General features: G+C 43.3%; 22 protein-coding genes. 8 read left to right on the top strand and 14 right to left on the bottom strand.

The genetic code is table 11. The annotated features are described in order from the left end of the window. Nucleotides 1-185: 185 nt before the first annotated feature. A complete protein-coding gene (locus AAEM60_RS21780; protein ID WP_341357152.1) occupies nt 186-1,115 on the top strand; it encodes a LytR family transcriptional regulator in 930 nt (309 codons plus the stop codon). 69 nt (nt 1,116-1,184) lie between these two features. On the opposite strand, the gene AAEM60_RS21785 is transcribed toward AAEM60_RS21780, so the two are convergent. After that, complete coding sequence (locus AAEM60_RS21785; RefSeq protein ID WP_341357153.1) at nt 1,185-1,877, bottom strand: hypothetical protein; 693 nt, start codon at nt 1,875-1,877, stop codon at nt 1,185-1,187. A gap of 42 nt (nt 1,878-1,919) precedes the next feature. After that, nucleotides 1,920-2,807, bottom strand: a complete 888-nt coding sequence (locus AAEM60_RS21790; protein ID WP_299744216.1) for a tetratricopeptide repeat protein — start codon at nt 2,805-2,807, stop codon at nt 1,920-1,922. A gap of 201 nt (nt 2,808-3,008) precedes the next feature. Here AAEM60_RS21790 and AAEM60_RS21795 point away from each other — a divergent pair, with 201 nt between their 5' ends. Both AAEM60_RS21795 and AAEM60_RS21800 read left to right on the top strand, forming a co-directional pair. Beyond that, complete coding sequence (locus AAEM60_RS21795) at nt 3,009-3,236, top strand: hypothetical protein (RefSeq protein WP_299744213.1); 228 nt, start codon at nt 3,009-3,011, stop codon at nt 3,234-3,236. 302 nt (nt 3,237-3,538) lie between these two features. Continuing rightward, nucleotides 3,539-3,865: a hypothetical protein gene (locus AAEM60_RS21800; protein ID WP_341357154.1), complete on the top strand. Its 327-nt coding sequence runs from the start codon at nt 3,539-3,541 to the stop codon at nt 3,863-3,865. A gap of 67 nt (nt 3,866-3,932) precedes the next feature. Here the strand turns inward: AAEM60_RS21800 and AAEM60_RS21805 are convergent, their stop codons facing one another. From AAEM60_RS21805 to AAEM60_RS21855, 11 genes are all read right to left on the bottom strand, one after another. Further along, nucleotides 3,933-4,253, bottom strand: coding sequence for a hypothetical protein (locus AAEM60_RS21805; RefSeq protein ID WP_341357155.1), 321 nt, complete (start codon nt 4,251-4,253; stop codon nt 3,933-3,935). 298 nt (nt 4,254-4,551) lie between these two features. Continuing rightward, entirely contained in the window at nt 4,552-5,868 is a 1,317-nt protein-coding gene (locus AAEM60_RS21810; protein WP_341357156.1) for a hypothetical protein, read from the bottom strand. After that, entirely contained in the window at nt 5,861-6,427 is a 567-nt protein-coding gene (locus AAEM60_RS21815; protein WP_341357157.1) for a sigma-70 family RNA polymerase sigma factor, read from the bottom strand. The genes AAEM60_RS21810 and AAEM60_RS21815 overlap by 8 nt, the downstream gene beginning before the upstream one ends. 297 nt (nt 6,428-6,724) lie before the next feature. Further along, nucleotides 6,725-7,675, bottom strand: a complete 951-nt coding sequence (gene hutG, locus AAEM60_RS21820) for a formimidoylglutamase (RefSeq protein ID WP_341357158.1) — start codon at nt 7,673-7,675, stop codon at nt 6,725-6,727. After that, on the bottom strand, nt 7,653-8,939 hold the full coding sequence (gene hutI, locus AAEM60_RS21825; protein WP_341357159.1) for an imidazolonepropionase: 1,287 nt from the start codon (nt 8,937-8,939) through the stop codon (nt 7,653-7,655). The genes hutG and hutI overlap by 23 nt, the downstream gene beginning before the upstream one ends. Nucleotide 8,940: 1 nt before the next feature. Beyond that, nucleotides 8,941-10,611, bottom strand: a complete 1,671-nt coding sequence (hutU, locus tag AAEM60_RS21830; RefSeq protein WP_341357160.1) for a urocanate hydratase — start codon at nt 10,609-10,611, stop codon at nt 8,941-8,943. Next, nucleotides 10,604-12,136 carry a histidine ammonia-lyase gene (gene hutH / locus AAEM60_RS21835; protein ID WP_341357161.1) on the bottom strand — a complete coding sequence of 511 codons (1,533 nt, stop codon included), beginning with the start codon at nt 12,134-12,136 and terminating at the stop codon, nt 10,604-10,606. The genes hutU and hutH overlap by 8 nt, the downstream gene beginning before the upstream one ends. A gap of 269 nt (nt 12,137-12,405) precedes the next feature. Continuing rightward, nucleotides 12,406-12,852 carry a hut operon transcriptional regulator HutP gene (hutP, locus tag AAEM60_RS21840; RefSeq protein ID WP_299744185.1) on the bottom strand — a complete coding sequence of 149 codons (447 nt, stop codon included), beginning with the start codon at nt 12,850-12,852 and terminating at the stop codon, nt 12,406-12,408. 256 nt (nt 12,853-13,108) lie between these two features. Next, nucleotides 13,109-13,591 carry a hypothetical protein gene (locus tag AAEM60_RS21845; RefSeq protein ID WP_299744183.1) on the bottom strand — a complete coding sequence of 161 codons (483 nt, stop codon included), beginning with the start codon at nt 13,589-13,591 and terminating at the stop codon, nt 13,109-13,111. Between the two features lie 90 nt (nt 13,592-13,681). Continuing rightward, complete coding sequence (locus AAEM60_RS21850; protein ID WP_299744181.1) at nt 13,682-14,275, bottom strand: transposase; 594 nt, start codon at nt 14,273-14,275, stop codon at nt 13,682-13,684. A 156-nt stretch (nt 14,276-14,431) separates the two neighbouring features. After that, a complete protein-coding gene (locus tag AAEM60_RS21855) occupies nt 14,432-14,650 on the bottom strand; it encodes a hypothetical protein (RefSeq protein WP_299744179.1) in 219 nt (72 codons plus the stop codon). Nucleotides 14,651-14,846: 196 nt separating this feature from the next. Here AAEM60_RS21855 and AAEM60_RS21860 point away from each other — a divergent pair, with 196 nt between their 5' ends. Beyond that, nucleotides 14,847-15,260 (top strand): helix-turn-helix transcriptional regulator, encoded by a 414-nt coding sequence (locus AAEM60_RS21860; protein WP_299744177.1) that lies wholly within the window; start codon nt 14,847-14,849, stop codon nt 15,258-15,260. A 144-nt stretch (nt 15,261-15,404) separates the two neighbouring features. On the opposite strand, the gene AAEM60_RS21865 is transcribed toward AAEM60_RS21860, so the two are convergent. Beyond that, entirely contained in the window at nt 15,405-15,560 is a 156-nt protein-coding gene (locus AAEM60_RS21865; protein WP_299744175.1) for a hypothetical protein, read from the bottom strand. Between the two features lie 282 nt (nt 15,561-15,842). Here AAEM60_RS21865 and AAEM60_RS21870 point away from each other — a divergent pair, with 282 nt between their 5' ends. The 4 genes from AAEM60_RS21870 to AAEM60_RS21885 all read left to right on the top strand — a co-directional run bounded on the left by AAEM60_RS21870 (nt 15,843) and on the right by AAEM60_RS21885 (nt 19,792). After that, nucleotides 15,843-15,971, top strand: coding sequence for a hypothetical protein (locus AAEM60_RS21870; RefSeq protein WP_299744173.1), 129 nt, complete (start codon nt 15,843-15,845; stop codon nt 15,969-15,971). Nucleotides 15,972-16,100: 129 nt separating this feature from the next. After that, nucleotides 16,101-16,766, top strand: a complete 666-nt coding sequence (locus AAEM60_RS21875) for a hypothetical protein (RefSeq protein WP_299744171.1) — start codon at nt 16,101-16,103, stop codon at nt 16,764-16,766. Nucleotides 16,767-16,785: 19 nt separating this feature from the next. Continuing rightward, nucleotides 16,786-18,024 (top strand): HlyD family efflux transporter periplasmic adaptor subunit, encoded by a 1,239-nt coding sequence (locus tag AAEM60_RS21880; protein WP_341357162.1) that lies wholly within the window; start codon nt 16,786-16,788, stop codon nt 18,022-18,024. A gap of 148 nt (nt 18,025-18,172) precedes the next feature. Continuing rightward, nucleotides 18,173-19,792: an alkaline phosphatase gene (locus AAEM60_RS21885; protein ID WP_341357163.1), complete on the top strand. Its 1,620-nt coding sequence runs from the start codon at nt 18,173-18,175 to the stop codon at nt 19,790-19,792. Nucleotides 19,793-20,207 lie beyond the last annotated feature (415 nt).

Here is a 20,207-nt window from a genome sequence, read left to right on the forward strand (position 1 = left end):
TTTTATTCTCCCCTCTAATAATACCAAATAAATCCAAGTTTTTGAGTGTCAGTCGACAATTCATTCCTGTATTCTGATACTTCTGACATAAACAGACAAAAATTTACTAATGTATTCCCTTTTGCCGTTATTTCTAGTATATTTTTCTTATGTGTAAAATTTATTATTTATAGGTGGGAAACATTTTGAGAGCAGATAAACATCACAAAAAGCGCAAGTGGCCGAAAGTCGTCGGAATCATCGTTCTTCTATTACTAGTAGCTGTCGGCGGTTACGCCTATTCAATTTATCATTCATTGAATAAGACAGCTGAAACGATGAATGAAAATATTGACCGTCCGAAGTCTGAGAAGCGAACGGAAGAAGTAAAATTCGATAAAAAACACCCATTCTCTGTTTTACTGTTAGGAGTAGATGAAAGAGATGGCGACAAAGGTCGTTCAGATTCTATGATTGTCGTGACGGTGAACCCTCACGAGAAAACAACGAAGATGATAAGTATACCTCGTGATACACTCGTCGAAATCGTAGGCAGGGGAACGGAAGATAAAATCAACCATGCTTACGCTTTCGGTGGCGTCGAAATGGCCATGGACACAGTAGAAGAATTCCTGGATATTCCGATTGATTATTATGCAAAGATCAATATGGAAGGTTTCAAGGACATTGTAAATGCTGTCGGTGGAGTAACCGTAAATAATGAATTCACTTTCTCTTCTGGTAGCTATACCTTTAATGAAGGCCAGCTTTCGTTAAGTGGCGACAAAGCTCTTGCTTATGCTCGTATGAGAAAACAAGATCCACGTGGAGATTTCGGTCGTCAGGCAAGACAACGTCAAGTCATCCAGGCGGTTATTAAAGAAGGCGCCAGCGTATCGTCCCTATGGAACTATGGAGATATCTTTGGAGCCATTGGGGAGAACGTGAAAACAAACCTGACCCTTGATGAGATGGTCGACATACAGAAGAACTACAAATCGGCGACAAAAGATATTTCTCAAAGTCAAATTGCCGGTGAAGGTGCCAAACTTGGCGGAATTTACTACTACATCGTTCCTGAAGAAGAGAAACAAAAAGTACAGAGTGATTTGAAGGATCATTTGGATTTGAATTGATATGGATGAAACCGGCCTTTTTGGGGTCGGTTTTTTATTTTGGACGGGAAAGGTAAAAGGACAGATACATTATGCAGCTGCCCCTTTTTCTTTGATTAATAGTGATTTTCCCAACCAGACACCACCTGTAATAGAGAGTAGACCCAAAAGCGAGAGAAAGAGCAGCGACGCTTTTGCCCCATCTTGATAAGGTAAGTCCGTATAATACCCATGGGTTTCATCCGAGATTCCTTTTATCCACTGAGTCTCAAGCTTTGATTTCGTATCCTCGGTAAAGTCACTCTTCTTTACGATTCCATTTTCATTGATTGTATAGGTTCTGAAGCTGGTCGTTGAGTCGTCCTCTTTAGAAGGAGTCGTGTCCAGGCTGGCGATAAATGCTTCTTTTCCTGTTTGGTTATCCTTCATTAGCTTGTAATGAATAAAGCCTGAGTAAGGTTTCATCCCTTCTTCTTCAGGATGTACCTTATGCCCTTTCAGCTTCGCCTCCACTTCATCGTTTATTTCAAAGATGATGGTGGCAGGATTGCTTTCACTTTCCACATACGTATTCAATTTCACACCATGAAAGACTTGGACTGCATCGACCATACCCTCTTCTTGTAAGGAGACGAAATCATATCTTTTATCAAAGGCGTTCTGGTAGAAGGTTTCTCTAACGGATTGGATTAGGAAGTAAGCTACTAAGAGAATGATGATGATGCCTGAAATCACTAAGAAAGTACTTATGAATAAGAATTTTTTTCTTTTTTTATGATCCATTGTCTCTTCACCCAAATCTTAAATTAGATTTTTTGTATGCGGTTACTCTCTAATGGGTGTGAAGTTTTCAATTTTACTGCGGATAAATTGAATGAACTTGTCGTCACCTTGAAGCTCGAATACGATGAGTGCCTTCTGCATGTATTTCTGTGCGTCTTTAAGGATTCCTTGAAGCTCATAGTTGTAGCCGATATGATAGTGAAGTTCTCCCAAAAGGTACATATTGTCTTTCAGTACACACCAATCGATCGCTTCATTACAATACTGGATGGACTCATCAAAATTCTTCAATCGTGTAAGGACTCTGGCGATATTGTAGTAAAGTCTTGTTCTAAGCGTGAAGTCATGAAGATTGGGAAGAGCAAGGATATGTGTTTTCACTTCCTGATAGATTTCGAGAGCCTTCTTCCAATCTCCTTCTTCAGAATACATGACCCCAATGGTGAGAAGGATCTCAATTTCACGTTCTGTCCAGATTTTATCTGTCGTATGGGACAGAGAGATGGCTTCTCTCAGGATCTCCTCTGCTTTCTCCACATTTTTATTAAGTTCGTATTGATAAATTCCTTTATGCCATTGAAGTAACTGAAGATTCCGATTATTATTAAAGAACAGAGGATTCTCTTCTTCTGCGGTTACGATTTCTTTCATTTCCTTATAGTTCATGCTTCTTCTTGCGATCTGAAGCTGCTTGCTGACTTCTTGTACATAGTCTAAACGGGGTGTCATTCCTATATCAAAGAAGTAGTTCACGTCTACACCCAACTTCCTTGAGATTAAGAATAGTGTTGAGGCGTAAGGGAACACATCACCTTTTTCAATCTTACTGATCTGAGCCTGGGTACATATTCCTTCCGCCAGCTCTTCTTGGGAAAGACCGATGTTCTTACGTAATTCTTTTATCTTTTGACCTACAACACTAAAGTCCATTTACATCTCTCCTAAAAAAATATTCCTATAATTATATTTTTCTTTCAAAAAAAGCGAATGAGCTATCTTTCGGTGCTAAAAATGGTCCATAAGCCCCTAGAATGCCTCTCATCACATTTTTAATATATGGTTTAATATTATTATAACTCTATAATCAATGATACCTAAAATTACTCTATTTGAAAAAGGGAGGAAATACCCATGAAAAAACGTTTGTTAACATTCGCTACCGCTTCTGCCTTACTTTTAGGAGCTTTTGGAGCCGTTCAGGCCACTTCCATTCAATCAGCTGAGCTTCCACCTGTATATTCTCCATCGAGCACAGATGTGGCAGCAGAACTTCCACCTGTTTATTCTAAATCGAGCGTGGAAACAGCTGCAGAATTACCGCCTGTATACGCGAAGAAAGAATTACCACCTGTATATTAATACTATTCGTCTCCAGAGCCTGGAGGCTTTTTTATTTCTTTGAAGCCCGCAAAGTAAGGGTTTTCATTTCTTTCGGATCAACATTGCCGCTAAATGGAGAAACTCCCCTACACTAAGAGTAACACACAGGTCCGTCCCTCAAAATATTCTTTTAAGAATATGCCTCGAGTTATATTAATGGTGAAAACGAGACCTATCGCCGTTAATTCAAAACAAATATCCCCTGTATTGCTTTCTGGTGCCAAATACCTTATTCAATAAAATTTGATAGGATAAAAGTACAATAAAAGAAAGGGGGCTTCATGATGAATAACATAAGCATGAAAGTAAATCCTCTATACTCGGATTTGGATATGTCGATCCAATTCCAATTTGAATTTTCCAAAGGTGATTGTAAGGTCGGGCAAGCCATGGTATCCACCTATGCCATCAACAACAATGTGGAATACCGCAAATCTCAAAGCGTGACGATCGCTAAAGTTGAAAAGTGTGCCGTCATTGATCAGTTCGAGATTGCAGGTGACCTTGGAGAACCCTGTATGAACAAGCTCCGACACTTCCTGAAAGTGATCGGGATGAAAGAAATTCATTCTGGTTATGACATGGCGCGGGAAAGAATTAGTAACTAAGGTTTTGTTTAGATTAGATTGAAGAGGCTGTCTTATTATGAGGCAGTCTCTTTTTGCACCTTCGACTTTAAAACTTTCTCACCATTCTTTTTAAAACGATATACTTTCTTCTATTCGTTTGTTTTAACCTGACTAAGACCGGCAGTGCCACTATTTTCATTCCACTGATAAGAAGGGCTGCATAGGCAAAGGAGTTCAGTAAAAAGTAATTCAAGTTGAGTATTAATACTACTATCGAGCATAAGCTCCATAACGCGGCCTCCATTCCTACCCTACCCTCGAATGTCATTTTCTTTTTGCAGAGTAATGCAGGGAGCACTGCAACGATGACGGAGGCAAGTAGCAGGAATAGTATGGCATATATCATTCCTATAATCGCTGTTATCATATGAGATCCTCTTATTTCAACAAAGTCTTACTCCTGTTTCATTTCACCTTTTCCATAGTAAAATCCTTCTAATTTAAATATTTATATAGTACCTTCCCAAAAGTACGATAAAAGAGCTTTGGCATTGGCCAAAGCTCTTTATATAAGTGTTTCAATGGCGAGATGAGCCACTACCCTGCTTATCAAGCTCTGATCGCGAGTGTAGAATCGATTTCCACCTTTTCCGTGGAGATTATTTCGGTATGCAGCAGGGTTTGAACCGTTCCGTTTATATGTCCGGGTGTATGAGGGACGGACCTTACTCAATGGATTGTAAATCGCCCATCCAATTGATATCAGGATACCCCCCTTCATGAGTACTTTTCGAGTTGCTCAATCCCGTATCGTAATAACCGTCTATACTATTCTCAATATGAATCACATAAGTGTAATCATTCCATATTGTTCCTTCTTCGATCGCATCGTTCGAAACATCCGTCAATCTCTTCAGGAATTGGTTTGCTATGGCTCTCATTTCGTCCTCCGGTGTTTCCTGTGGGACGACGATGTTGAATTCCAAAGGGCTCTGTTGAGAATGGAGGATGACTGCGTGGGATACTGTATTTTCCACGATATAGTCTCTCGCTTCATTGAACCATTCAGTACGGAATTCCGTCGGTTCTTCTCCGAGATACTTTATATCCTTACTCAGAGACTTTGAACCTCCGTCATTCTTAAAAAGAGCTACCGAAGTAATAACGGATTCACGATCAATGAATTGGATCTCTTCCATTGAATTTGGCTTAATTTTGTTATTACCTTGTATTTGCATTTCCACCATATAATCACCATATAAATAATTCGCTGAATATACACCTTCCAATGCATTCATGAAATAATACGGTTCACCCAGGGTCGCAATGACCTGGTCCAATGTATAAGACGGGCTGATATTGGAACGGACCTCCAATAGTGTCTTTTCATCTTGGAAGTAAAGGAGATAATCCTCAACCCGATCATATCCTTTGTGACCCTTCTTGGTGTCGAGATTCTTGTACTTGTCCTTATATATCTCCTGTATACCTTCCATGGAATCTCCAATCGTAAAGGAAGTTCCGACGAACGTTCCATTGGCTGCTTTTTCCTTGAAAGCATTTGGATTGTTCAGGATCATAGAAAAATCAAAGGCAGGGAGTGGAGGTGGTGTATCCGCCGGTTCATTCTTGTCTTCCTCTTCTTTTTTCTCCGGCACTTTCTCTGCTTCTGCTTCTTGCTCCTGATTCTCTTTCACATCATCGACGGGTGTCGCCGATTTTCTGATGGAGGCTTTTTCCTCTATGATCTTTTCATCCCACTCGTCAGTCGGTACGTATGTTAGTTCTGCAGGTTCTTCTTCTTTTTCATTTTCCTTCACCAGATCTTCCTTAAATAGATAACTGCTGCCCAGGATAGAAAGGATCAGGATGATGCATAAAGGAACGCCAAGATTGATGAAGATGGACTTGACCGATGATTTCTTTTGTTTTTCATTCCTTATCTTCGTCAGGATGGCTCTTTTTTGACTTACGGGGTCGGTGTCCTTGAATACTTCCCGTTCTATTTCATCCTTTAGATTGTGTAAAGGGTCCTTATTCATTGGGAATCCTCCCTCCCATTGTTTTCTTCAGCTTCTCCCTTCCCCGGTCCAGCCTCGTCCTAACCGTGGAAGGATTGATTCCTAGCATGTCTCCGATTTCCCCAGTCGTTAATTCTTCATAGTAATATAATAGTATGACTTCTCTATATTTCAGGGGGAGTGAGTATACATGAGAGGCAACTGATTCATTGTCTTCGCTCGTTATGAGTTCTTGTTCCGGTGTAACGGACGTCTCTTTTTTAAGAATGGTATGAAATGTATGTACGATCGTATTTTTCCTGAAATAAGCCGAGCGCTTATAATCTTTACATAAGTTAATGGCAATTCTATAAATCCACGTTTTGTAAGAGGATTTATGATTGAACTGATGGAGGGCATGAAAAGCTTTAATGAATACCTCCTGAGTAATATCCTGGGCAGCCGGCCAGTCTTTCACATAGAGATACACCAATTTCGTCACCTGTACTTCATACTCATCAATTAAACTCTCAATCAACCTTTCCTCACTTACCTCCATCTGCATCACTCCCCCCTTCTCATGTTGTATCACTTCATCCATTTGATATCCTCCCCTGAGTGGACGGGAACCCGATTTTCCGTTTCCACACTGGAACCAGGTCCGTCCCTTCTCTTTATAAGTTTAATGTATTTTTTTACATTTTTGTCAGTTATTCATTCATTAGACGCGACCGGTAGGAAGTGTGTCTCAATTTTAGATGATTTTTCTTGTATTTAGTTTAATAGAAAAAACGCATCCTTTATATTGGGATGCGTTTTTACATGTATTATTCTTAATCAGCACCGAAAAGGAAGGTCCGTCCCTCAATGCGTTAAAGCGGTGAGGGACGGACCTTGGTTAGATTAATGAATTTATGATCAAGAGGCTTGCTATTCTGCTTGTCATGTCCCTGATGTCGAGTGTCGGATCGATTTCCACGATGTCCATGGTGGTTACCTTAGGGTGCTGCATGGCGGTTTGAACCGCTTCCGTTAACGTGTCCGGGTGCATGCCTCCTGGACCGATTGCCGGGCAGCCCGGTGCGTATGCCTGGTCGAGGACGTCCATGTCTACTGAGAGGTAGATGGTATCGACCTGGGATTCTAATTGGGCTATGGCGTCTTGGATGAGTTCTGCGATCGACGAGTTGTTTTGTCTGACGTCCTTCATGGTATAAACTGTAACACCCTGCTCAACGGCATAGTCATGATAGGCTTTAGCATTGGCGTAATTGCGGATACCTATCTGAATCAGGTGCTCACCCTTGATGTGCCCCTCTTCTAATAACCTTCTAAAAGGTGTCCCATTGGTAGGGCCTCCATCTTCCGTGTTCCGCAGGTCATGGTGAGCATCGAATTGGATGATACCTACTGTACCTTTGGTTTCCTTGATGGCTTTGACCGTTGATGTTGTGATGGAGTGGTCGCCTCCAAAGATGATGGTGAAGGGTGCTGCGTTTGTGTTCGTTGCGTCTTTGACTGACTCATAGATTCGTTGATGGCAGTCTTCTATCGAGGTTGGGTGCATGGTGATGTCCCCGAAGTCGACGATAGCTTTCTTGGCTTCGGCTAGGTCCGTCCCTCTTTCGATGTTGTACGTCGTAAACGAGTTCAGGCAGCGTCTGATTGCATCGGGTGCGAAGCTTGCCCCTGAGTGGGAGATGGAGGGTTTGGAGAGGGGGGCGCCAATGATGGCGATGTCCCCTTTCATTCCTTCTCCCCATGGTGTCAGGAGTTCAGCTGCCTTCGTTGTGTAGCGGTCTTTAAATTGTGCTCTACCCGACTGCTTAATGTGTTGAAATGTGCTCATGAAGCTTCTCCTTGCGGTAGATGATGCGGCCGTTTTTCATGACAGTGTGGGTGTGGTTGACCCCGTAATGGTATGGAACGTAATGATAGTTTGGTACATCCCACAGGACGATGTCGGCTTTACGTCCTTCTATCAGCTTTCCTGCCGAGTCTCCTCTGTTGATGGCATAGGCAGCGTTGACGGTGACGGCGTTCCAAATTTCTTCCGGCGTCATTTTCAGTTGCAAGGATGCAAGATTCATAATGAATTGCAGGTTCTCTGTTGGTGAACTCCCCGGGTTGAAGTCGGTTGACAGAGCCACCGCGGCCCCCGCTTCCATCATGCCTCTTGCGTTAGCAAACTTGCCTTTGTTCAGATAGAAGGATGTTCCTGGCAGTAGGACCGCGATCGTGTCGGTTTCACCCAGTGCCTGGATGCCTTTTTCAGATGCGCCAACTAAGTGGTCACCGCTAATGGCTCCGATCTCCGTTGCCATTTCCGTTCCGCCAAGTGGATCGATTTCGTCGGCGTGAATTTTTACTGAGAAGCCTTTTTCTTTTGCTTTTTTCAGGAACTCGCGGGATTGTTCTACTGTGAATACCCCTGTTTCACAGAAGATATCGACGAATTCAGCCAGCTGACCTTTTTCGATATCGTTCAGCAGGTGGAGCATTTCCGTTAAAAATTCATCGGAGCGACCTTTGAATTCCGGTGGGATCGCGTGTGCTCCAAGGAATGTGGAAACGATGTCTGCCGGGTGCGATTCGTTCAGCTGTTTGGCTACTCTCAGCTGTTTTAGTTCGGTTGGACGGTCAAGGCCGTAGCCGCTTTTCGCTTCGACAGTCGTGACTCCGTATGAAATCATCCTGTTTAAATGGAAGCGAGCTTTCGTGAGCAGCTCTTCTTCTGATGCTTCGCGGGTGGCACCTACTGTAGATAGGATGCCTCCCCCGCGTTTCAGGATCTCTAAGTATGGCACTCCCTGCTGCTTGAGGGCCATTTCGTGTTCACGTGAGCCGCCGAAGACCAGGTGAGTATGTGGGTCAACAAGACCTGGTGTGACGAGCTTTCCTTCTGCATCGATACGTTCCGTCGCTTTGAGGGATTGTGCTTCTTCATGCGTTCCGATCCACGCGACAAGTCCGTCCCTGATAGCCAGTGCCCCGTGCTCTGAAACCTTGAGTTTACTCATTTCCTCGCCTTTTAGAGGTCCGTCCCCCTGATCCATCGTAAGGAGCTGTCCGATGTTGTCGATGATGGTATCGAAGTGTTTTTCTGTTGTCATGTTATTCTCCTCCTTTGTTCATCGGGATGTGGATGTTGTGTTTTTCGGCTGTTTTTTCTGCAATGTCGTAGCCCGCGTCGACGTGGCGGATGACGCCCATTCCCGGGTCTGTTGTCAGGACTCGCTCCAGACGTTCTTGAGCAAGGTCCGTCCCATCTGCAACGACGACCATACCAGCATGTAGAGAGTACCCCATTCCTACTCCGCCACCGTGGTGGAAGGAGATCCATGAGCCGCCTGCCGCTGTGTTGATGAGGGCGTTCAGGATTGCCCAGTCTCCTACTGCGTCACTTCCGTCCTTCATGCTTTCGGTTTCACGGTTCGGTGAAGCAACGGATCCGCAATCCAGATGGTCACGGCCGATGACGATCGGCGCTTTCAGTTCTCCGTTTCGGACAAGTTCGTTGATGGCAAGACCCATTTTCACACGCTCGCCATACCCCAGCCAGCAAATACGGGAAGGCAGCCCTTGGAATGCCACTTGCTCCTGTGCCATATCGATCCAGCGATTCAATGCTTCGTTTTCAGGGAAAAGCTCTTTGATCAAACGATCCGTTCTATAGATATCCTCAGGATCTCCTGACAGAGCTGCCCAGCGGAAAGGTCCTTTTCCTTCACAGAATAATGGACGGATGTAGGCTGGAACGAAGCCAGGGAAATCAAAGGCATTGTCGACTCCTTCATCCTTCGCTACCTGACGGATGTTGTTGCCGTAGTCGAATACGATGGAACCTCTATGTTGGAACTCAAGCATTGCTTCCACGTGTTTAGCCATGCTTTTTTGTGAAAGTGTTGTGTAGGCTTTCGGGTCCTGTTTGCGAAGCTCTGTTGCTTCCGCCAGTGAATAGCCTTCAGGTACATATCCGTTCAATGGATCATGTGCTGATGTTTGATCGGTCACGATATCGATTTTGACGTCACGTTTTAACAGTTCATGATGAACTTCAGCCGCGTTTCCTAGTAAAGCGATGGAAAGAGGCTTGCCCTGGTCACGTGCTTCATAAGCCATCATCAGTGCTTCATCGATGGAATCTGTCTTCACGTCACAGTATTTCGTGTCAAGACGCTTTTGGATGCGCTCTGCATCAACGTCTACTGCAATCACGACTCCACCGTTCATCGTAACGGCCAGTGGCTGCGCACCACCCATTCCACCTAGACCAGCTGTAAGTGTGATGGTTCCTTTAAGTGAGTTATTGAAATGTTTCTTCGCAAGTGCTGCGAACGTTTCATACGTCCCTTGCAGGATCCCTTGTGTCCCGATATAGATCCAGCTTCCCGCCGTCATTTGGCCATACATCATGAGGCCTTTTTGATCCAGCTCATGGAAGTGCTCCCAGTTTGCCCATTTCGGTACAAGGACCGAGTTAGAAAGAAGGACTCTTGGAGCCGCTTTATGGGTTTTGAACACACCAACCGGTTTACCGGATTGAACAAGCATGGTTTCGTCGTTTTCCAGGTTTCTGAGCGTGTGAACGATTGCGTCGAAGGACTCCCAGTTACGGGCCGCTTTTCCGATACCACCGTATACGACCAAATCTTCCGGAATTTCCGCTACCTCGGGATCGAGGTTATTGTAGAGCATGCGGAGTACCGCTTCCTGCTCCCATCCTTTACATTCAAGGTCCGTCCCTCTTTTTACGTGTACGATGCGTTTGTTTGCTTTAACCATTTGTCGTTTCCTCCTTTGTTTTGGTTGGTTTGATGAGCGTGCTCAGTGTTGTTTGCTGCAGCCACTGGTTGGCTTTTTCTATATCTTTCGAGAAGATCCGGTCCTTTGTAATGGAAGGAATGACCTTTCTCGCTGCTTCATAAAATTGTCGTGTTTTGCTGGCCAGGAGGTCCGTCCCTCTATGCTCTGCTGCCTGTAGGTTGCAGATGAGTTCGACGGCCAGGACTCTTCTTGTGTTCTGTAAGATTTGGTAGGCATGTCGTGATCCGATTGTTCCCATGCTGACGTGGTCTTCCTGATTGGCGGATGATGGGATGGAATCGACACTGGCCGGATGGGCGAGTGTTTTGTTTTCGGATACGAGTGATGCGGCACAGTATTGCATGATCATGGCACCGGATTGGAGACCAGGTTGTGGACTCAGGAACGGCGGCAGATCATTCAGCTGCGGGTTCACTAATCGTTCGATACGTCTTTCAGAAATGTTTGCTAGCTCTGCTATGGCAATCTTCATAAAATCCATGGCGAAGGCGATCGGCTGTCCATGGAAATTCCCACCTGAGATGATTTTTTCCCCATCATCAAAGATCAGCGGATTATCTGTCGCCGCGTTCATTTCGATTTCAAGCTTTTCTTTTACATAGTCAAGTGCCTGCCAGGATGCTCCATGTACCTGTGGGATGCATCGTAACGAATAGGCGTCCTGGACTCTGAGTTCTCCTTGTTTCGTTGTCAGTTTACTGTCTTCCAGGTAATCCCGGATTCTTTCGGCCGTAGCGACCTGCTGAGGATAGCCTCTTACTAAATGAATATCTTCGTCGAAGGCATCCATGATTCCTCTAAGTCCCTCTAAGGTCAGACTTGCAATCATCTCGCTTTGGAAGGCAAGTTCCTCTGCTTCCAGGTATCCGATGACCCCCATTGCCGTCATCGCTTGCGTTCCGTTGATGAGTGCCAATCCTTCTTTTGCCTGAAGCTGGATAGGGAAGATATTTTCTTTTGAAAGGACAGGAAGGGTTTGATGGACTTCTCCTTTATAATGGACTTCTCCTTCTCCCATCAGAGCGAGTGCTAAATGGGAAAGTGGTGCTAAGTCGCCGCTTGCTCCCAGTGAACCCTGCTGTGGCACGACTGGATGGATCCCTTTATTGAGGAATTCTGCCAGGCGTTCGACGATGACCGGTCTCACACCTGAGTACCCTTTTAAAAGGGCGTTGCATCTCAGTAGAAGCATGGCACGGGAAACATTCTCCGGGAACGGATCACCCACACCGCATGCATGGGAATGGATCAAGTTAAGCTGAAGCTCCTCCACATCATCCGCATCGATCAACACATCACTGAACTTCCCAAAGCCCGTGTTGATCCCGTACACCACACGCTTCTCCTTCACAATCCGCTCAACCGCCTCGCGACTCTTCCGCACCCGCTCCATACTAACCGGCGAAAGCTCCACCTGCTCCTTCCCATAAATAACCCTCTTCGCCTCATCCAAACTCAAACTACAACCCGTCAACTCCACCATTACAATCACCTCTTCATATTTTTAGGGACGGACCTCTGTAAGTTGTCTCTTCACAACCTCAGTGTCGCTATACCCCTCTAAATCGCTATCTTTGCTTTTTCGTTCTTTAACGCTTTAAACCACTCTGGGACGGACCTCCAACTCTTCCATGTCCACCCCCTAAAGAGTCTCTTGACTCAAAATTCCACACAAAAAGAGGCTCGACCAAAGACAGACTTCTGCCGTTGGTCGAGCCTCCTTTCAACTAATATCTCTAGGCTCTAGATTATTTAAATATGATTAATTCCAAGTCCGATTGTCTCGTGCTCAAGCCCCTTAATGGGCGCACCAATCGTCCCGTATAAAGCAACCGCTATCCATTCGCCTTCCTCTTCACTCTCATATGGAGTGCCCCTTACAACCGAAAAGCGCAATCCCACGGTGCGCAGGATCTCACCCAATTGCGTATGGCCGCGGGTCACACCCGTTAATGCCTCCATGATGGCGTGGTATAAGGCATGCATTTCCCGGTACAAATCTTCCCGGACGAGATCACTTCGTTTTGCTGCTGTTTCAATCGCAGCCACGATTTTTTGACTGTCCATGGATCCGATTTTCCCGGTGCAGTAACTCCAATTCAGTTCATTGAAATGACGATTCCACTCTTCTTCATCCCTTTCTACGAGAAGAAGTAGCATGGCATTCTTTCCGATACGAGTATGATCTGTCTTATCCAAGTGGCATTCGCACCTTACATGAAAATTCTAAAAATACTAATAACTACTTATATTGTATGGTCTGGCCGGTAAGAGGTCAACGAAAAAAGTGCTGATTTTAGAAACTTAGAGAGGTAGTTTGGTAGCGTGGTAAAGGGTTTTGGAGGGCATATCAGGTAGGAACAGATGAAGTGTTCCCTAGTTTTAACATTGGAGGTCCGTCCCTCAAAATTAAAAAAGACGTACCTATTCAGTTTAGGTTCGCCTCATTCCTCCTTTACTCTTCTTGTTTTTTGCCTTTACCCTTGAACACTTGGGGGTTGTTCATGAGATAAGTGACCGTGCCTTCATCACTTTTCATGCTGAGATAGGATAATATGTCATGTTTATCCTCCTGTGAAATCGGATCATCCATCGTATACAAAGGCTTGATATTTAACTTCTCCACTCCATTCCGCTTCTCCAGCACAATCTTACAATCCCTTGGTTCCCTGTCATCTATGCGAACAAACTTAAACGGGATTGAATGATCCTTGTCAATCGGAACGGCAAACAAAGTCGAAAATCCATAGGTTTCAAGTATCTTATCAGAGTACATGATGCTTTCTAATGCATGGGAAAACCCTGGGGGACGATTCACGACAACGAGCTTGTTGTAATAAAGCTGACCTTGAAACACAACTAAGTGCTTTTTGGATTTCCTGATACTCCTCTGTGAAACGTGAAAATCCTCAAACACCAATATAAAGTCTTTTTTCATATTTTCTCCTCCTCAGTGTAGGAATTTGGTCCTACAAACATGAATTTCGACATAAACATCTAATTTCCTTTATATTTTTACAAAAATATTTTATTTTTTTACAATTTTAATTGTATTTTCGTCAAATTCCTTATTTAGGCCTTCCTTCTCTTCTTCTTTGTCTACATATTCTTTATAAAGCTTCACTTCTGAATCTGGAAAATAGGCCAGTGTCCTCTCCTTTGAAAGAAGCGGATTGTCGATGGAATGAACGTATGAGGGGTAGCTGCTCCAGGGGTAATACTCGGGGACGACAGTGAGTTTTGCTTTGACAGGATTTTGGTGAATATACCTGCTGACCTTAATGAAATAGGCAGGGGTATCAATCTTGGTTGACCCATATCTTCCTTGAAAAACATGTCCGACATAGTCATACTTTTTATTGAAATAAATGGCATAACGGGTATGAAGGATTCTGAAGATCTGTTCGAGTGGAACATCGTGGGTTTCGATCAGAAGATGAATGTGGTTGGACATTAAACAATAAGCGTGGATGGTAAAAGGAAACTTTTCTTTCGTATCCTGCAAATAGGATAAATACTTCTTTCGGTCTTCAATGTCATGAAACAAGTCTTGCTTCCGGTTCCCTCTTGCTGTCACATGATAAGTGGCTCCCGGACACCAATCCCGAGGCATTCGTACCATAACATCACTCCTTCTCTCAATTTCGTACACTAACCTATTCGACACAACTCCGCAAAATCCTCTTTTTTTTGAGGGACGGACCTCTGAAAATTCACAGTAGACGTTAAATCAGGCCGCTTGTCTTCAATTTCAGAATTAGAGGTACGTCCCTCATCTTTATTCTTCTATTAGTAGATAATCTCTTCTGCTCGTTTCCCCGCTGGTAAAGCTATTTTGAGAATAGTAGATCACACGCTGTTTACCGTTGTGTTTGGTACTGAAGACCAGGTTTGACTCTGCCTTCAAACGGATCCATTTGACCTTTCCTGTTAAACTGGGTGTCTTTCCTTCTATATATGTGGCGTGAATCTTTCTCCCTTTGTTCGAATCTCCCATTCTATCTTCCACCTTTACCCCAATTCGACAAAATTACAATTATATTTACATTTTAATACGTTTTAATGTAAATTTGTATACTTTTTCCAAATTTTTTATATTCGTAATCAATACTAGTATTTCAAATTGTGTAATTTACCATTGATGGCTTTTAAAACCTTTATCTTGAAGAAAAAAGGGATAGTCGGTGAAGAGAATGGACTTACAATTAGAGTTAAAGCATTATCGGAATGACGTATTGGAGCTTACTCAGAGAGAAGCAGCCATTCGTTTAAATATCAATCAGAGTACGTTATCGAACTATGAAAATGGCACAAGGGACACCCCGTATAAAATGATCCTTACCTTTAAAGAAGTCTATATGATTCCTACCCATGAAATGAACCGGATTATGTATGGCGAGGAAAGTGGCGGTCTTGGTAATAGTCACAATCCCATGATTCTAAGAGAAAACTTCGAAGATGAAGAAAACAGGGAAATCCTGAAGATTCTTCAGGATTTCCCCAAATTCAAACGTACCCTATCCTCCCTCACCTACTTCACAGAGAAACGCAAAGAAAAATTCATCACCCAGGTCAATCACCTGTATCAGACGATGAAGGATTGGTAAAGCATTTCTAGAGGGACGGACCTCGAGAAACCCCGACTAGAATAATAAATATGAAGAGAACGGCATTTTATCTAAATTGTTCTATTAATGAAGGTCCGTCCCCAATAAAGACAACAAAAAGCGCTGAGATTCCCATCAAGGATTCTACAGCGCTTTTTGGTTTAAAGTATATCCAGTTTGTAATTCCTGTTTCAGCCAATCGATCATTTTGTCTGTATCCATATCGCCTTGCTGACCTTTGTCATAAGCTTTCTGGATAACAGAGAGAACGTATTGTTCCTTGCTCACGTTTCCTTTCAAAAAAGACAACCTCCTACTATATAAAACAGTTTCTATCACTTTATTACACTATTAGACGGAAGTTCAAACATCAATTACTAGTTATATTACCATATATATACAAGATTCTACAAAATATTTTTCGACACAGTTCAAAATAAATAGGTTATAAGACCTATTAAAACTTAGCATATATTTCCGATAAAATGTTGGTATGGGGAAAAATTAGCGTTCGTCAAAAAAAATATACATACGTTCGTTATTGTTTAGCAGCTTCAAGTCGGGAAAAGGGGGAAACTTAGAATGGCATTTTTAACGCCGGAAGAGGCAATGAGAAAGAAGAAAACACAGAAAGTAGTTACATACGTAAGCTTCGTTATTATTACGATTCTACTAATTGCAGGGACTACCTACTTAACTTATCAAGCATAAGCATACCAAAAGCGTCCATTCGACGCTTTTTTATTTTATTTCTCAATTCGTTCTACAATTTATGGAAAAGTTCGATGATTTTCGATAGAATAAGAGGTGGAATCTATTCAAGCTGGAGGACAACATTTTATGCATAGAGAAGTCAGACTATTCAGGGGTTTGAAACAGCCATCAATCTTCTTTTATCAACTTAATGAGATGGAGGAATTAAAAGGGTATAAGAAACGCGTCTCATTTCTCTTCTTATTATCCATTGTTATATTCGGTTTGATCTCGTCTTTCGGAATAGGAATGGACCCTTTGTCTAAAGAATTGACAAAGCTATCCCCAACTGTATTCGAGTTGGAGAAATTTTTATTTTTCTTAGGCAGGCTTATAGCCGGAATGCTTTATGCAGCCATCATCCTCTTTTTTTCATCATTAATTTTCTGGACCATTTCCAATGAGGGAGAATACCGTAAACTGGTTATCACTCAAGGTCTGGTCTTAATCATTTTATTATTAGAAAAACTCACCTATATACCATTATCCCTATTCTTTTCACTTGAATGGTACTCTTCACCACTCTCCTTAGGGGTAATTACTCAATATTTAACGTCAAAATCGTATGTGATCTATTTAATGGGAAGTTTCTCCCTTTTTAAAGTTTGGGTTTTCTACATTCAATACAAAGGAATTAAACAGTTGACCAATCAAAAAAACTGGATCATCTGGTTAGTGATTCTCTTAACCAATTTACTCTTGTGGTCTCTTAACGCACTACTCGCTTTCTTAAACATATCAACCTTAATTTAACTATCTAAAGGCTGTGAACATGATGAATAGAAAAACCATTTTTTATAGCACTTTAACACTCTCCCTCTTATTTGTTGGTGCGAATACATATCTCATTGAAAAAGCGAACAGCAAGGTCGACCGCGAAGTCCGGGTAGCCAATTGGGAAATCAGCGGAAAAGACGATCTGGTTAAAGAGCTTCCGAAACCGGGTGTCGTGACAGCTGAAGAAGAAAATTACATCTATTTTAACGACGAATTTGGCTCCTTCAAGAAATTCCTGGTTAAAGAGGGTGACCAGGTGAAATCCGGAACGCCACTTTATGAATACGAAGTAACGGATCAAACTCAGCAAAAAAGCGTTCTCGAGTCAGAAGTGGAACAATTGGAAGATGAGATTGATAGTATTGAAGACAACATCGATGATTTGGAAAGTCTGGAATCGTCCCTCCCTTCCACTTCAACAGACGATAAAGAAATTCCGATTGATGCAAGTGCGCTTCAGTCGGAGTACGATATAAAAAAAGAAATTACGGCTAAAGAATTAGAAATTGACCGTTTAGAAAATCAAATCGATAATCTTGAGCGCCAAATTTCTGATATTGAATCGTATGAAACAACGTTAACGGTTCAAAGCAGTGTGGACGGGACGATCAAGGAACTTTCACATGCGATAGATAACCCATTGATTACGATTGCCTCACAGTCCACCATCGTAACGACTGATCTTACGGAAAAAGAAATCGTAACCGTGGAAGAAAATATGAGCGCGATTGTTCAATCCGACATTGAGAAAAAGACTCAAAAAGGAATCGTGACCAAAGTGGCCACCCTTCCCAAAAATGATCCACACTTACAAACGGACAGCATGTATCCCGTGGAAGTGAAGCTCCAGGATACTGAAAATAAGCTTCTACCCGGTCATCATGTTTTCCTGTCGATCATCACGGAGGAAGTAAAAGGTGCATTTGTCGTGCCTGTTACTGCGATTGAAAAAGAAGGCTCTTCTACATTCATCTGGATTCTTACTAAAAAAGGAACCGTTGAACAGCGAAAAGTTGAAACAGGGCTCCAAGTAAATGGACAGCAACAAATCAAGTCAGGCGTAAAGGCCGGGGAATACTACATTGTTTATCCCGGTGACATTCCTGCTTTAGAAAATGGTACTCCTTTCATAACGGGGATTGACTGGAATCGGATCAGGTTGCGTGATTTGAAGAAAGTAGACCGACCGACGGTTTTAGAAAATCTGCTGGTTGGAATATTGGAGAGAAAATAAAGGGATTAGTCGCATTTGAAGCCGGAATGGTTTCGATGCGACTTTTTTGATGAATTCATGTCCATGAGGAAGATTCATTTTTCTATACATACTCCTTCTCAACCAACAAATACTATTGGTTAATCACTAATGAAAAGGAGCGCTCACCATGAAAACACTCAAACGCCTCATCATCCTCACACTCCTTCTTTCCCTCCTGGCCTTTTCCTTCCCATCCACCTGCCTATTCGCAGCCCCAACCCCACCCAAGAAAAACGTCATCCTCATGATCATGGACGGCACCAACTCCGACATCGTCACGTTGTCGCGTTGGTACCGAGGGACGGACCTTCAATTAGATCGCATTTTAACGGGTGGTGTCCGGACCTATTCTGCTCAGTCGGCGATTACAGATTCCGCAGCTGCCGGATCGGCTATGGCCACAGGTGTGAAAACAAAGGCTGATTATATCGGAATGAACCCTAATGGGCGTCCTGTTCTGACAGTGCTTGAAGCGGCCAAGCTCTCCGGCTACGCCACTGGCATCGTCTCCACCTCCCCTGTTCAGCATGCCACTCCGGCTGCCTTCACCTCCCATACCCATAATCGGGATGAATTTGGAGATATCGGAGAACAGCAGGTGTACCAGGATCTGGACGTTATCTTAGGTGGGGGTGCCGCCTGGCTGAAGCCAAAATCAAAAGACCACGTCAAGAACGATGACGGCATGCTTAAAACGAAAGAAGTCAGTCGTGAAGACGGAGAAAACTTAGTAAAGATCATCGGCTCAGCCGGTTACGATTTGGTTTTGAAGAGGGACGGACTTCTAAACAGAACAGGATCGCCCAAACTGTGGGGGGCGTTTGCCGAAGAAGATATCACCTATGAACTGGACCGAAAGACGTTGAAGCCTGATGAGCCTTCCCTTGCGGAGATGACGGGGGCGGCAATCGACAGACTTTCTCAAAGTGAGAAAGGTTTCTTCTTGATGGTCGAAGGCAGCAAGGTGGATTGGGCCGCTCACAAAAATGATCCTGTAGGGATGATCAGCGAGGTCTTGAGCTTTGACGACGCCGTCCGAGAAGCTTTGGCATTCGCCCGCGAGGACGGTAATACGATGGTGGTAGCCGTGACCGATCACGGCAATAGCGGGCTGACCCTTGGCAATCAGGGAACGAATAAGAATTATAAAAATCAGCCTGTCGAGAAGTTTGTGGAGCCATTGAAGAAAGCTGATCTTACCGTTAAAGGCGCTGTTTCTCAACTTAAGGAGGACCGTTCAAATTTAAAAGAGGTCCTTTCAAACTATGGGTTGGGGAACTTGAGTAAAAAAGAATTCTGTGCAATGGAGGATGCCTCTAAAAAAGCGGAAAATTTAGAGGATGAAATGGTGAAGCTGCTGGCGAAGCGGGCTAATCTTGGTTTTACCACACATGGCCATACTGGTGAAGATGTCTTTTTATATTCGTATGGCCCTGGGAAGCCTGTCGGTCTTATTGAAAATACGGACATTCCCAGAGCGATTTCTACGTATCTGGGATTTTCATTAACCTCCGGAGAATTTGCCTCCTGGTATATGGATGCTGCGGAATATTATCGTGAAAGAGGTTTTGACGTGACGATCAAGGGACGGACCTCGAAAAATCCAGAGATGGTGGTGAAGCGTGGGGATGAAGAGCTTCGTTATCCTGAAAATAAGGATTTTTATTGGAGAAATGGTGAAAAAGTGAGGCTGAAAAGCGTAAATGTGTATGATGGGGAGACTTTTTTTGTGCATGTGGAGGAGTAAGGAGGGGATTTGGAAGGTTTTGAGTTGAATCTGGGGTTTTATTTTCAAATTGTGCCGGTTTGTTTTCAATTTTGGCGTTTTATTTTCAAATTTCCGGAGTTATTTTCAAAAACACACTTTTTATTTTCAAATCGGCCTCCAACGACTGGTGTCAGGCAACTTTTTGTAGTTTTTTACTCAGTTTCAAATTTTATTATCGAGTTGGGACCATTATATTATCGACTTTTAAATTATATTATCGACTTTGGATCATTTATTATCGACTTCGCCCATTTTATTATCGTTTCTAAATATATTATCGACTCGCCCTCCCAAGTCCCAAGCGTCCCACCCCCACTCTGCCATCAAACCACACATTCCAGTCACCAGCCCCGACTCACTACACAATTCGACAAACTCCTACTCCCTCACCTCA

Origin of the sequence: Rossellomorea sp. y25, assembly GCF_038049935.1 — a bacterium.
Classification (GTDB): domain Bacteria; phylum Bacillota; class Bacilli; order Bacillales; family Bacillaceae_B; genus Rossellomorea.